The organism is Clostridium pasteurianum BC1 (assembly GCF_000389635.1).
GTDB classification, from domain to species: Bacteria; Bacillota; Clostridia; order Clostridiales; family Clostridiaceae; genus Clostridium_I; species Clostridium_I pasteurianum_A.
Genome location: NC_021182.1, coordinates 4,602,557 through 4,616,940, shown reverse-complemented (window position 1 = coordinate 4,616,940; position 14,384 = coordinate 4,602,557). Strand labels below are relative to the sequence as shown.

The window sequence follows — 14,384 nt, the reverse complement described above, 5'->3', positions numbered from 1 at the left end:
TATTTTTATTAATAAAGTAGTGATTTTATTTAAATTATACTATGATTATCTCACAAAAAGTGTATTTAATAAAAGATATATACTATATATCGCGAAGATTTCGCATTGAAACCACTATATAGGTTATAGTGGAAATTAGTTTACAGTTTTTGTGGTTTAATCATAATATTTTTTTATAAAAAAAGTTGTTGACAAAGTATATTAGCTCATATATAATTATTTACTGTGATGAGGTTATTTTAACTCATAGTTAAAATAAGTTTATACTGATATTTGGTAATTATCACTTAGAGGAAATAACCATTCTCATTTTCAACAGGTAGATTAAATTCTAATGTGCTGATGGTAGTGTAGAGATTCCTCTGTGGAAGAATAAGTTATTACCAGACAATTGAGGATCTTTAGCTCAGTTGGTTAGAGCAACCGGCTCATAACCGGTTGGTCCGGGGTTCGAGTCCCTGAAGGTCCACCATATGGGGGTATAGCTCAGTTGGGAGAGCATCTGCCTTGCACGCAGAGGGTCAAGAGTTCGAGTCTCTTTATCTCCACCAAAAAGCCAGTCTAATTTTAAATTAGACTGGCTTTTTGGTGTTTAAGGTATGCCACAGAAAGGCAATAATTTTTATCTATGAACCTTGTAAACTGCTTATCTCCACAACCTTATATATTCAGTTTACAAAGAGCAACTAACATTTATATAATATTTAAAATAATAATTATACAAATTCAATTAATATAAATGGTATGAAATCACTTATATTAATGTGCTATCCATCTCCTGGCTGTAGATGATTGTAGAATTCTGCACATTAGGTTAAATAAAAAACATGTAAAATGTAAAGAAGTATATATTATAGTAATAATGTAAAATAAAAAACGTGACCAAGTGTATCAATATAAGAATAATGTAGTATAAGAAAGAAAATAGAAGATTATAGAATATAAATGTGAATATATAACTGTATTAATTCTACGTATATATATGTGTGTGATAGAATATTATTTGTCGCTGCAAGGATAATAATTGATTTAATAAATAATTGAAAATTATTTAAAAAGTAGTTGACAATAGATTATTGTTTTGATAGAATGTAAAAGTCGTCAGTTGATGACAAATTGATCTTTGAAAATTAAACAGAGTATAAGAATAAAACAAACCAGCAATTCTTTAGATTTTAAGAAATTGAAATCAAGAGTAACAAACTCTTCAGTAAAATGAAGAAAAGCGATGAGCTAACATCAAACTTATAAATTGAGAGTTTGATCCTGGCTCAGGACGAACGCTGGCGGCGTGCTTAACACATGCAAGTCGAGCGAGAAACCTTCGGGTTTCTAGCGGCGGACGGGTGAGTAACACGTGGGTAACCTGCCTCAAAGAGGGGAATAGCCTCCCGAAAGGGAGATTAATACCGCATAATATTACAGCTTCGCATGAAGCAGTAATTAAAGGAGTAATCCACTTTGAGATGGACCCGCGGCGCATTAGCTAGTTGGAGAGGTAACGGCTCACCAAGGCGACGATGCGTAGCCGACCTGAGAGGGTGATCGGCCACATTGGAACTGAGACACGGTCCAGACTCCTACGGGAGGCAGCAGTGGGGAATATTGCACAATGGGCGAAAGCCTGATGCAGCAACGCCGCGTGAGTGATGACGGTCTTCGGATTGTAAAGCTCTGTCTTTTGGGACGATAATGACGGTACCAAAGGAGGAAGCCACGGCTAACTACGTGCCAGCAGCCGCGGTAATACGTAGGTGGCAAGCGTTGTCCGGATTTACTGGGCGTAAAGGATGTGTAGGCGGATACTTAAGTGAGATGTGAAAGCCCCGGGCTTAACCTGGGGACTGCATTTCAAACTGGGTATCTAGAGTGCAGGAGAGGAAAGCGGAATTCCTAGTGTAGCGGTGAAATGCGTAGAGATTAGGAAGAACATCAGTGGCGAAGGCGGCTTTCTGGACTGTAACTGACGCTGAGGCATGAAAGCGTGGGGAGCAAACAGGATTAGATACCCTGGTAGTCCACGCCGTAAACGATGAGTACTAGGTGTAGGAGGTATCGACTCCTTCTGTGCCGCAGTTAACACAATAAGTACTCCGCCTGGGAAGTACGGTCGCAAGATTAAAACTCAAAGGAATTGACGGGGGCCCGCACAAGCAGCGGAGCATGTGGTTTAATTCGAAGCAACGCGAAGAACCTTACCTAGACTTGACATCTCCTGAATAGCGTAGAGATACGTGAAGCCCTTCGGGGCAGGAAGACAGGTGGTGCATGGTTGTCGTCAGCTCGTGTCGTGAGATGTTGGGTTAAGTCCCGCAACGAGCGCAACCCTTATCATTAGTTGCTACCATTAAGTTGAGCACTCTAGTGAGACTGCCCGGGTTAACCGGGAGGAAGGCGGGGATGACGTCAAATCATCATGCCCCTTATGTCTAGGGCTACACACGTGCTACAATGGTGAGAACAACGAGATGCAATACCGCGAGGTGGAGCCAAACTTGAAAACTCATCCCAGTTCGGATTGCAGGCTGAAATTCGCCTACATGAAGTTGGAGTTGCTAGTAATCGCGAATCAGAATGTCGCGGTGAATACGTTCCCGGGCCTTGTACACACCGCCCGTCACACCATGAGAGCTGGTAACACCCGAAGTCCGTGAGGTAACCTTTATGGGGCCAGCGGCCGAAGGTGGGATTAGTGATTGGGGTGAAGTCGTAACAAGGTAGCCGTAGGAGAACCTGCGGCTGGATCACCTCCTTTCTAAGGAGTAAGCATGGTAGGATAACTACTGTGATATGGTTGTTTAACTCTTATCTCTGTTTAATTTTGAGAGATCAATATCTCTTAAATGTACTTTGAAAATTGCATAGTGAAACAAAAAGTAAAGTAAAATAATAAAACAAATATCCTTTGTATAATTAATCTTTATCTTTAATAAAATGAAGATTAAAACAAAATAAAAGACTAAACTCGAAAAGCTAACGCTTAAGAGTATAACAGGTCAAGCTACAAAGGGCGCATGGTGAATGCCTTGGCACTAGAAGTCGAAGAAGGACGCGACAAGCTGCGATAAGCTTCGGGTAGGCGCAAATAGCCTGTGATCCGGAGATTTCCGAATGGGGCAACCCACATGTCTTAACGACATGTACTTTATACTGAATACATAGGTATATAGAGACATACCCGGGGAACTGAAACATCTAAGTACCCGGAGGAAGAGAAAGAAATATCGATTTCCTTAGTAGCGGCGAGCGAAATGGAATGAGCCCAAACCAGGAACTTTGTTCCTGGGGTTGTGGATAGATCATTAAAGCCTAATATCTTAATCGAAGAGTTCTGGAAAGCTCTACCGTAGAAGGTAACAGTCCTGTAGATTAAAAGAGAAAATGGCCGGATCTATTCCAGAGTACCACGAGACACGTGAAACCTTGTGGGAAGCTGGGAGGACCACCTCCCAAGGCTAAATACTTTCTAGTGACCGATAGTGAAGCAGTACCGTGAGGGAAAGGTGAAAAGAACCCCGGAAGGGGAGTGAAATAGAACCTGAAACCGTGTGCCTACAACCGGTCGAAGCACTTTTTATGTGTGACGACGTGCTTTTTGTAGAACGAGCCAGCGAGTTACGGTATGCAGCAAGGTTAAGCACTTCTGGTGCGCAGCCGAAGGGAAACCGAGTCTTAATAGGGCGACTAGTTGCATGCTGTAGACCCGAAACCGGGTGACCTATCCATGGCCAGGTTGAAGCGGAAGTAAAATTCCGTGGAGGACCGAACCACATTGGTGTTGAAAAACCATGGGATGAGCTGTGGATAGCGGAGAAATTCCAATCGAACTCGGAGATAGCTGGTTCTCCTCGAAATAGCTTTAGGGCTAGCGTCGATTAATTGAGTTATGGAGGTAGAGCACTGAATGAGGTAGGGGCTGACAACAGTTACTGAACTCTATCAAACTCCGAATGCCATATACTTTTATTTCGGCAGTCAGACTGCGAATGATAAGATCCGTAGTCAAAAGGGAAACAGCCCAGATCATCAGCTAAGGTCCCTAAGTGTAAGTTAAGTGGTAAAGGATGTGGGATTTCTAAGACAACTAGGATGTTGGCTCAGAAGCAGCCACTCATTTAAAGAGTGCGTAATAGCTCACTAGTCAAGAGATCCTGCGCCGAAAATGTCCGGGGCTAAAACTTACCACCGAAGCTATGGGCTCGTAAGAGCGGTAGAGGAGCTTCCTGTATGGATTGAAGTCGTACCGTAAGGAGCGGTGGACTATACAGGAGTGAGTATGCTGGCATAAGTAGCGAGAACTAAGTGAGAATCTTAGTGGTCGAAAACCTAAGGTTTCCTGAGGAAGGCTCGTCCGCTCAGGGTTAGTCGGGTCCTAAGCCGAGGCCGAAAGGCGTAGGTGATGGATAATCGGTTGATATTCCGATACCACCTTTTTCCGTTTTGAGAGATGGGGTGACGCAGAAGGATAAGATGTGCGCACTATTGGATGTGCGTCTAAGCACTAAGACGTGCAGGTTGGCAAATCCGCCTGCTTAGTTGAGGTGTTATGGGGAGCTAATTTTTAGCGAAGTATCTGATTTCACACTGCCAAGAAAAGCCTCTATCAAGGAATTAAGGTGCCCGTACCGCAAACCGACACAGGTAGGTGAGGAGAGAATCCTAAGACCATCGGAAGAATCGTTGTTAAGGAACTCGGCAAATTGACCCCGTAACTTCGGGAGAAGGGGTGCCTACTTAACGTAGGCCGCAGAGGATAGGCCCAAGCAACTGTTTAGCAAAAACACAGGTCTCTGCTAAAGCGTAAGCTGATGTATAGGGGCTGACGCCTGCCCGGTGCTGGAAGGTTAAGGGGATCCGTTAGAGTAATCGAAGCGGTGAACTTAAGCCCCAGTAAACGGCGGCCGTAACTATAACGGTCCTAAGGTAGCGAAATTCCTTGTCGGGTAAGTTCCGACCCGCACGAATGGCGTAATGATTTGGGCACTGTCTCAACAACGAATCCGGCGAAATTGTAGTGCAAGTGAAGATGCTTGCTACCCGCGATTGGACGGAAAGACCCCGTAGAGCTTTACTGTAGTTTAGCATTGAGTTTCGGTATTGTCTGTACAGGATAGGTGGGAGACTGGGATACAGCGGCGTCAGCTGCTGTGGAGTCGTCCTTGGGATACCACCCTGACAGTACTGGAATTCTAACCGGAGGCCATGAAGCTGGTCACGGGACATTGCTAGATGGGCAGTTTGACTGGGGCGGTCGCCTCCAAAAAAGTAACGGAGGCGCCCAAAGGTTCCCTCAGCGCGGTTGGAAATCGCGCGTAGAGTGCAAAGGCATAAGGGAGCCTCACTGCGACACAAACAAGTGGAGCAGGGACGAAAGTCGGGCTTAGTGATCCGGTGGTTCCTCGTGGGAGGGCCATCGCTCAACGGATAAAAGCTACCTCGGGGATAACAGGCTGATCTCCCCCAAGAGTCCACATCGACGGGGAGGTTTGGCACCTCGATGTCGGCTCGTCGCATCCTGGGGCTGAAGTAGGTCCCAAGGGTTGGGCTGTTCGCCCATTAAAGCGGCACGCGAGCTGGGTTCAGAACGTCGTGAGACAGTTCGGTCCCTATCCGTCGCGGGCGTAGGAAATTTGAGAGGAGCTGTCCTTAGTACGAGAGGACCGGGATGGACTGACCTCTGGTGCACCAGTTGTCACGCCAGTGGCACAGCTGGGTAGCTATGTCGGGATGGGATAAACGCTGAAAGCATCTAAGCGTGAAGCCCACCTCAAGATTAGATTTCTCATAGCGTAAGCTAGTAAGACCCCTGAAAGAACATCAGGTTGATAGGTCAGAGGTGTAAGTGCAGCAATGTATTCAGCTGACTGATACTAATAGGTCGAGGGCTTGACCAATATTTAAATAAATTACTAAAGTGTATATTAGTATACGATATTATATTTTACTTTTACCCTTTACTATGCAATTTTGAGAGTACATTTTAATTATTAATTTTAACTCTCAACTTAATATATCCAGTGTCTATGACTTAGAGGTAACACCCGTTCCCATTCCGAACACGAAGGTTAAGCTCTTATGTGCTGATGGTACTGCAGGGGTAGCCCTGTGGAAGAGTAGGTCGATGCTGGGTTTTTAATGATCCGCGATAGCTCAACGGTGGAGCACTCGGCTGTTAACCGATAGGTTGAAGGTTCGAATCCTTTTCGCGGAGCCATTTTTATTTTTTGAATATATTTAATGATTATTGCGTTAATTACATTGTAATTAACATTTTTTACATAATTAATTATTCAATATAAATGTAATTGATTTTATATAAGTAAAATGATTCCAGGGATATTTTTCAGCATATTACTAAAAATAAGATAAAACTTTTAAAGGAGAAATCTTGATGTCAGAATACAGACTTGATGTTAAAGGTTCTGTTGATTTAAGTGATTATGGAAATATCTATGAGTATATGGATATCATTGGAGTAAACGATAAGTTTACAATAAGTATGGATTACTTAGATGAGAAGAATATAGAATTAATTATAACTATGTTAAAATACAAGGATTTTACAATAGTAGATAACGGGAAAAATGAACAAGGAAAATATTATATTAAAGCGCATAAAGATAGTTCTCAATTTAGGCACATTCAAATAAATAACTAGTCAGTATGCTAGTGTATATTATGAATCCTACTTCGCCAACGGAACCATCAGATAGCTCACCATCTGATGAACCTGTTTCATTGCATGATTCAAAATATTCATCGCATCTTTGACTTACAATTTATTTTCATATGCCTTGAATCATAAAAATAATTGTAATTTATATATTCTATAATTGTTAAATAGAGGATTTAGTGGGAGTAAATAGACTTCTGCTAAATTTTTTGTTTTATAGATTAATTTTTTCAATAAATTTAAAAAATATTTATTGAAAAAAATATAAAGAGAATGTATAATAAAATAAAAGTCAAAGAAAGTCAAAGAGAATAAACCTTTAATGGGAGGGATGTTCTATGATAAGGCTATCGGACATTATAGAAAATTTTATAAAAGAAATGATGGCGGAAGCAGATGAAAATGAATTAGAAATACAACGAAATGAGTTAGCTAATCAATTTAGTTGTGCACCTTCACAGATAAATTACGTATTAACAACTAGATTTACTACGGAAAAAGGCTATTACATCGAAAGTAAAAGAGGTGGCGGTGGATGTATTCGCATAAGAAAGATAGAATATATTGAAAATAAGCCACTGGCTAATGTAATTACAGAAAAAATAGGGAACAGTATAACCTATAATGGAGGAGTACAGATTGTTGAGGCTTTAAAAGATGCAGAAATTATATCTAATAGAGAGATGAATATTTTGAAGGCAGCTATAAATGATAGGACTTTGTCTATGGTTAATGATTTAAGAAATAAAGTTAGGGCGGAAGTTTTAAAAGCTACTATAATGGCTATAATGTTGTAGGTTTACAGTTAATGGTATAAAATATATAATAATAATATATTCTTTTGTTATTACAGAGGAGGATTGAAAAGGTATGTTATGTGAAATATGTAAAAAAAACGAGGCGACTTTTTATATAACTAAGATTGTAAATGGTAATAAACAACAGATTAGTTTGTGTGAAAATTGTGCTAAAGAATTTGATGGATTTAATGTTTCAGGAGAAATAGGAATAATATCACCTTTTTCACTTCAGAATATATTAAGTGGACTTATGGATTATATGAGTGAAACTCCAAATATTTCTAAAGGACTAGAAATAAAATGTAAAAATTGCGGTATGCCTTTAGCAAAATTTAAGAAGAAGGGGTTACTTGGCTGCAGTGAATGTTATAAAAATTTTAGTTCCACTGTAAATCCAGTGATATATAGAGTACAGGGTAAGGTAGAACACGTTGGTAAGATACCAAAGAAATGTGGCAAGGGAATAATTGAAAGAAAGAGAATACTGAATTTAAAAGAAGATCTGCAAAAAGCTATTGCACTTGAAAATTATGAAGAGGCAGCGTTAATTAGAGACAAAATCAGAGTAATGGAAAATAACGAAAAGGAGGGGTAATATGCAGAATTGGTTAAAGTGTGATGATAATCCCGATAATTTTGTTATAAGCAGTAGAGTAAGATTAGCAAGAAATATTAAAAATGAACCATTTCCAGATAGTCTTGATGAAAATAAGGCTAGAGTATTAGTGGAAGAAATAGAAAATGCATTTTTTACATCTTCTCATATGAAAGATGAATTTAGAAGTATACATTTATGGGATTATGATAAAACTTACAATAGATCTTTTATAGAAAAACATTTAGTTAGTAATAAATTAATAGACAATGAAAATAAATCTGCTTTTATTGTAGATAAGAATGAAACTGTTAGTATTATGATAAATGAAGAGGATCATATAAGATTACAATGTATAAGTTCTGGATTTAATTTAGAGGAAACTTTAGATTATTGTAATAAATTTGATGATTTTCTCGAAGAAAAAATAGAGTATGCTTTTGATGAAAAATTGGGTTATTTAACAGCATGTCCCACTAATGTGGGGACGGGATTGAGAGCTTCAGTAATGATGCATTTGCCAGCACTTACTATGAATAATCAGATTAATGGAGTCCTGAATGCTTTAACTCAGGTTGGAATGACAATCAGAGGATTGTATGGAGAAGGTTCTGGGGCATATAGTAATCTATATCAAATTTCTAATCAAATAACTCTTGGAATCAGTGAAGAGGATATATTGTCTAATTTAAAAGCAGTTGTGAATCAGCTTATTAATCAAGAACAACTTTCTAGAGATCAAGCAAAAAAGAAATATAATTACGAATTGGAAGATAAGATATTTAGGTCACTAGGCATTTTAAAGTCTGCTAGAGTTATAGATTCAAAAGAATGTTTAAAACTATTATCCAATATAAGAATGGGTGTAGAGATGGGAATTATTAAAGATATAAATAAAAATATACTTAATGACTTGCTAGTAAATACTCAATCGGCTACACTTAGTATTATATATGAAAATAAATTAACTGGAAGAGACCTAAATATAAAAAGAGCAGATTATATTAGGGAAAAATTAAAATAGGTGGTGAATTAATATGTTTAGCAATAGGTTTAATGAAAGAACAGAAAAAATATTATTTTATGCTAAAGAAGAGGCACAAATGTTTCAGCATGGTTATATAGGTACAGAACACATTTTACTTGGCATACTAAAAGAGGAAAATGGTATATCAAAAAAGATACTTAATAACTTAGGTATAACAATTGATGCTGTAAGAAATTTAATTGCTGAATATGAAGGAAAAGGAGACATTGATTTATATAGAAACGAAGTTCCGTTAACTCCCAGAACTAAGCGATTATTAGAAATTAGTGCTCTAGAAGCTACAAATTTAAATCACAACTATATAAGTCCAGAGCATATACTCTTAGCATTAATAAGAGAAGGAGAAGGTGTTGCCTTTACAATACTAGGTAATTTAAATGCGGATTTTGATAGGTTGAGAAAAGAAATTTTAGAAAAATTAGCAGCTGGTGAAGGTAATAATACAAATAATAAAGCTTCTAATTCAGCTAATAATTCAACTCCTGCCTTGAATCAGTTTGGAAGAGACCTTACAGTAATGGCGGCAGAGGGAAAACTTGATCCTGTTATAGGAAGAGATGGCGAAACCCAAAGAGTTTTAGAAATTCTTTGTAGAAGAACAAAAAATAATCCTTGCTTAATTGGTGATCCTGGAGTTGGTAAAACTGCTATAGCAGAAGGATTGGCACAAAGAATAGTGTCAGGGAATATTCCAGAAATATTAAAGGATAAAAGAGTAGTAACTTTAGATATTTCTTCAATGGTAGCTGGCTCGAAATATAGAGGTGAATTTGAAGAGAGATTAAAAAGGGTTATGACAGAGATAAGAAATTCTGGAAATGTAATTCTATTTATTGACGAGATTCACACTATAATTGGAGCAGGAGGAGCAGAAGGGGCTATAGATGCATCTAATATACTAAAGCCTTCATTAGCTAGAGGTGAAATACAATGTATTGGGGCTACTACCATAGATGAATACAGAAAATATATAGAGAAGGATTCAGCATTAGAAAGAAGATTTCAGCCAGTAACTGTTGGTGAACCATCAAAAGAAGAAGCTGTTCTTATATTAAGAGGTTTAAGAGATAAATATGAAGCTCATCATAGAGTAAAGATTACAGATGATGCTCTAGAAGCAGCAGTAAATTTAGCTGACAGATATATTACAGATAGGTATTTACCAGATAAGGCAATAGATCTTATAGATGAAGCGGGGGCAAAAGTAAGAATAGAAAATCTTACGGCACCACCAGATTTAAAAAATCAGGAGGAAGAGCTTGAAAAAACTGAAAAAGAAAAAGCAGATGCTATAAGGTTGCAGGATTTTGAGAAAGCTGCAAGACTAAGAGATAAAGAGAAAGAATTAAAAGAAAAAATAGATGATTTTAAAAAGAATTGGAAAAATAGAAAAGATGTTGAAAATCATATTGTCTCTGAGGCACAGATAGCTGCTGTTGTAGCAAAATGGGCTAATATACCTGTAGAGAAACTTACAGAAAAAGAATCAGAAAAATTATTGAAGTTAGAAGAAATACTTCATAAGAGGGTAATAGGTCAGAATGAAGCAGTAAAATCAGTTTCAAGAGCTGTAAGAAGAGCAAGAGTTGGACTTAAAGATCCAAAAAGGCCTATAGGTTCATTTATATTCCTTGGACCAACAGGTGTTGGAAAGACTGAATTGTCAAAGGCTTTAGCAGAGGCTATGTTTGGTGACGAAAATAGTATAATTAGAATAGATATGTCTGAATATATGGAAAAACATACTGTATCTAGGCTAATTGGTTCACCACCAGGATATGTAGGCTTTGAAGATGGTGGTCAGCTAACGGAGAAAGTTCGAAGAAATCCATATTCAGTAGTTTTATTTGATGAAATCGAAAAAGCTCATCCAGATGTATTTAATATTTTGCTTCAAATTCTTGAAGATGGAAGATTGACAGATGGTAAAGGAAAAACAGTAAATTTCAGAAATACAATAATAATTTTAACATCAAATGTTGGGGCTTCAACTATTAAAAAGCAAAAGTCTTTAGGATTTGCTATAAATAACAATGAAATAGAAGACGAATATGAGAAAATGAAAGAAAATATAATGGAAGAACTAAAAAGATCTTTCAGACCAGAGTTCCTAAATAGAATTGATGATATAATTGTATTCCATCAGCTGTTGGAAGAGGATTTACAAGAAGTTGTTAAGCTTATGTTAGAATCTGTGAGCATTAGGTTAAAAGATCAGGATATTAACATTAAATTTACAGAGGAAGCAGAAAAACTTCTAGCTAAAAAAGGCTTTGATCCAACTTATGGAGCAAGACCCTTAAGAAGAACCATTACTAAAATAGTAGAAGATAAGATATCAGAAGAAATACTAAATGGAGCACTTCATAAAGGAGATAATGTTTCAGTTACTGTTAATGACAATGAATTGGAGTTTTCCAAAGCTTAAATTATATTAGGCAGAGTAGACTTAGGTTTCTCTGCCTCTTTTATTTTACTAGGTATGTTACAATGTATGTTACAATAAATTGTATTCATAATGAAATATTTATTTCATTGGAGTAGTTATTATCTAAATACTATTTATTAAATTAAAAATTTTAATTGCAACTTATATACGTATATATCTTAAAAAATTTTTAATAGCTTTTAATAACACATAACAAAGATCTTAAAAATATTGTATAATATTTGTGTAGTTACCAGGAGGGTGTGTTAATGCCAAAAAGTAAAACTACTTTTGTATGTCAGGAATGTGGTTATGAGTCTTTAAAATGGGTGGGTAAGTGTCCTGGCTGTGGGACATGGAATAGTTTTGTTGAGGAATTAACAAAGCAAAATAAAAATAGTACATTTTTAGATAAAAACAGTGAATCTAAATGTATAGTTAATATAAAATCGGGAGAACATGAAAGGTATAATACAGGTATAAAAGAATTAAATAGAGTATTAGGTGGAGGATTGGTTAGAGGTTCTTTGACTTTGATTTCTGGATCACCTGGCATTGGAAAATCAACTTTATTATTACAAAGTGCCAATAATATTGCTGAGAAATATGGAAAAGTATTATATGTTTCGGGAGAAGAATCAGAAGAACAGATTAAAATGAGAGGCGATAGACTTAAGGTAGCTTCTAATAATCTTTTTATTCTTTCCGAAATCAATATGGAGGTTATTATGAATCAAATAGAGCAGCTAGAACCTAAGTTTGTTATTATTGATTCAATTCAGACGATTTTTAAACCTTCAGTAGCTTCAGCTCCAGGAAGTGTATCTCAAGTTAGAGAATGCGCAAATGAAATAATGAGAACAGGTAAGCTTAAAGGAATATCTTTTTTTATAGTTGCACACGTGACAAAACAAGGGGAATTAGCAGGCCCTAGGGTATTAGAACATATGGTTGACAGTGTGCTTTCTTTTGAGGGTGAAAGAACTGAAGAATTTAGGATACTGAGAACTATAAAAAACCGTTTTGGAACTACCAGTGAAATTGGAGTTTTTGAAATGAATGAAGAAGGACTTATTGAAGTAGATAATCCTTCAAATGTATTTTTAGAAGAGACTAGTTTTAAACAAGAAGGTTCTATTGTTATAGGGATTATGGAAGGTACTAGGCCAATTTTAGTTGAAATTCAAGCTCTAGTCAGTGAAACTAAGGCTATTATGCCAAGAAGGACAGCTGTTGGAGTTGATTCTTCAAGGCTTAATTTAATATTAGCAGTATTAGAAAAAAAGTTAAAAATACCTTTTTACAATTGTGATGTTTATGTAAATGTAGTTGGTGGTTTGGATATAGCTGGTACCTTTGGAGACTTGGGTTTAGCTCTTGCTTTAATTTCAAGCATAAAGAGTAAAAAAATAAATATAGATAAAATGATAGCTGTTGGAGAAATAGGACTTACAGGTGAAGTAAGACCTATTTCATACTGTGATAGAATTGTAAATGAAGCAGAAAAAATGGGCTTTACAAATATTATAGTTCCTGTAAGAAATAAGGGAAAAATAAAAACAAATACTATGAATGTATTTGGAGTGTCTTCATTAAGAGAAGCTGTAAATAAAGTATTTTGAATAAGGTGATGATATAAGGTGAATGAATTAAGATTGAAAAAAGATAAAGAGCTTATGTGTGTTTTAAAAATGATGGCACCAGGGACTCCTTTAAGAGAAGGGTTAGAGAATATTTTAAGGGCAAAAACTGGTGGTCTTATAGTTTTAGGTGATAGTTCGGAAATTTTAGATATAATGGATGGAGGTTTTAAAATAAATTCAGAGTATAGTCCATCTTATGTATATGAGTTAGCTAAAATGGATGGTGCTATAGTTTTAAGCTCAGATTTGAGAAAAATATTAAGTGCAAATGTTCAGCTTATACCAGATTCATCAATACCTACTTTTGAAACAGGAACAAGACATAGAACAGCACATAGAGTTGCAAGACAAACAGGGAATATAGTAGTGGCTATATCTCAACGAAGAAATGTAATAACAATTTATAAAGATGATATAAAATATGTACTTAGAGATAGTAGTATTATATTAGGTAAGGCTAATCAGGCATTGCAAACTCTTGAGAAATATGTATCGGTCTTAGAGAGAGTTGTTACAAATCTGAATTTACTTGAATTTCAAGATTTGGCAACACTTTTTGATGTGGTGACGTCCATTCAAAGAACTGAAATGGTGATGAGGATAGTTTCTGAAATTGAAAGGTACATTTGTGAACTTGGAAACGAAGGAAGACTTATTTCCATGCAATTGAATGAATTAGCGAAAAATGTTGAGCAGGATGGTATACTTCTCATAAGAGATTATTGTGAAGACGATATTGACTATGATGAAGTACAGAAAAGTATACAAAGTATGAATTCGGATGAATTCCTAGATTTAGATGTAATATCAAAGCTTATTGGATATCATGGAGTTCCATTAGTTGATACTCTTATTTCACCTAGGGGTTATAGGATGATAAGTAAAATACCTAGAATACCAAGCAATGTTATAGAAAATTTAGTAAAACATTTCAAGGAGTTAAAAGCTGTCATGGAGGCATCTTATGAAGATCTTGATAATGTAGAAGGAATAGGTGAAGCAAGAGCAAAGGCAATAAAGAATGGACTTAGAAGGCTTAGGGAACAATTTATTTTGAATAAGCAATTTTAGGCATCTTCAAAAAATATTTAAGTTAGTATGCTAGCCTATTTTGAATCCTACTGCGTCAACAGAACCCTCTGATAGCTCACTATCATCAGAACCTGTCTCCTTGTTGGATTGAAAATATTCGTTGCA

7 protein-coding genes, 3 tRNA genes and 4 rRNA genes are annotated in these 14,384 nt (G+C 36.6%); all 14 read left to right on the top strand.

All coding sequences use genetic code 11. The features are described from left to right. The first annotated feature begins 272 nt into the window (after positions 1-272). Positions 273-389, top strand: a 5S ribosomal RNA gene (rrf, locus tag CLOPA_RS26890). Between the two features lie 6 nt (positions 390-395). Then, positions 396-472 (top strand) — tRNA-Ile (locus CLOPA_RS21500). Positions 473-475: 3 nt separating this feature from the next. Next, a tRNA-Ala gene (locus tag CLOPA_RS21495) sits at positions 476-551 on the top strand. A 697-nt stretch (positions 552-1,248) separates the two neighbouring features. After that, positions 1,249-2,755 (top strand): 16S ribosomal RNA (locus CLOPA_RS21490). Positions 2,756-2,994: 239 nt separating this feature from the next. After that, positions 2,995-5,894 (top strand): 23S ribosomal RNA (locus tag CLOPA_RS21485). Positions 5,895-6,013: 119 nt separating this feature from the next. Further along, positions 6,014-6,130 (top strand): 5S ribosomal RNA (gene rrf, locus CLOPA_RS21480). The 16S, 23S and 5S rRNA genes sit together here with 3 tRNA genes alongside, the layout of an rRNA operon. A 9-nt stretch (positions 6,131-6,139) precedes the next feature. Beyond that, positions 6,140-6,214, top strand: a tRNA-Asn gene (locus CLOPA_RS21475). A 177-nt stretch (positions 6,215-6,391) separates the two neighbouring features. Then, entirely contained in the window at positions 6,392-6,658 is a 267-nt protein-coding gene (locus tag CLOPA_RS21470; protein WP_015617524.1) for a hypothetical protein, read from the top strand. Positions 6,659-7,011: 353 nt separating this feature from the next. Continuing rightward, positions 7,012-7,470, top strand: coding sequence for a CtsR family transcriptional regulator (locus CLOPA_RS21465; RefSeq protein ID WP_015617523.1), 459 nt, complete (start codon positions 7,012-7,014; stop codon positions 7,468-7,470). Between the two features lie 73 nt (positions 7,471-7,543). Beyond that, a complete protein-coding gene (locus tag CLOPA_RS21460; RefSeq protein ID WP_015617522.1) occupies positions 7,544-8,068 on the top strand; it encodes a UvrB/UvrC motif-containing protein in 525 nt (174 codons plus the stop codon). Position 8,069: 1 nt separating this feature from the next. Further along, on the top strand, positions 8,070-9,092 hold the full coding sequence (locus CLOPA_RS21455) for a protein arginine kinase (protein WP_015617521.1): 1,023 nt from the start codon (positions 8,070-8,072) through the stop codon (positions 9,090-9,092). A 13-nt stretch (positions 9,093-9,105) separates the two neighbouring features. Beyond that, positions 9,106-11,544 (top strand): ATP-dependent Clp protease ATP-binding subunit, encoded by a 2,439-nt coding sequence (locus CLOPA_RS21450; protein WP_015617520.1) that lies wholly within the window; start codon positions 9,106-9,108, stop codon positions 11,542-11,544. A 269-nt stretch (positions 11,545-11,813) separates the two neighbouring features. After that, a complete protein-coding gene (gene radA, locus CLOPA_RS21445; RefSeq protein ID WP_015617519.1) occupies positions 11,814-13,166 on the top strand; it encodes a DNA repair protein RadA in 1,353 nt (450 codons plus the stop codon). Between the two features lie 18 nt (positions 13,167-13,184). Continuing rightward, entirely contained in the window at positions 13,185-14,258 is a 1,074-nt protein-coding gene (disA, locus tag CLOPA_RS21440; protein WP_015617518.1) for a DNA integrity scanning diadenylate cyclase DisA, read from the top strand. Positions 14,259-14,384 lie beyond the last annotated feature (126 nt).

Bases quoted from the DNA above. Each gene is read 5' to 3' on its own strand.
- CLOPA_RS21470 (WP_015617524.1), top strand. From the start codon at position 6,392: ATGTCAGAATACAGACTTGATGTTAAAGGTTCTGTTGATTTAAGTGAT.
- CLOPA_RS21465 (WP_015617523.1), top strand. From the start codon at position 7,012: ATGATAAGGCTATCGGACATTATAGAAAATTTTATAAAAGAAATGATG.
- CLOPA_RS21460 (WP_015617522.1), top strand. From the start codon at position 7,544: ATGTTATGTGAAATATGTAAAAAAAACGAGGCGACTTTTTATATAACT.
- CLOPA_RS21455 (WP_015617521.1), top strand. From the start codon at position 8,070: ATGCAGAATTGGTTAAAGTGTGATGATAATCCCGATAATTTTGTTATA.
- CLOPA_RS21450 (WP_015617520.1), top strand. From the start codon at position 9,106: ATGTTTAGCAATAGGTTTAATGAAAGAACAGAAAAAATATTATTTTAT.
- radA (WP_015617519.1), top strand. From the start codon at position 11,814: ATGCCAAAAAGTAAAACTACTTTTGTATGTCAGGAATGTGGTTATGAG.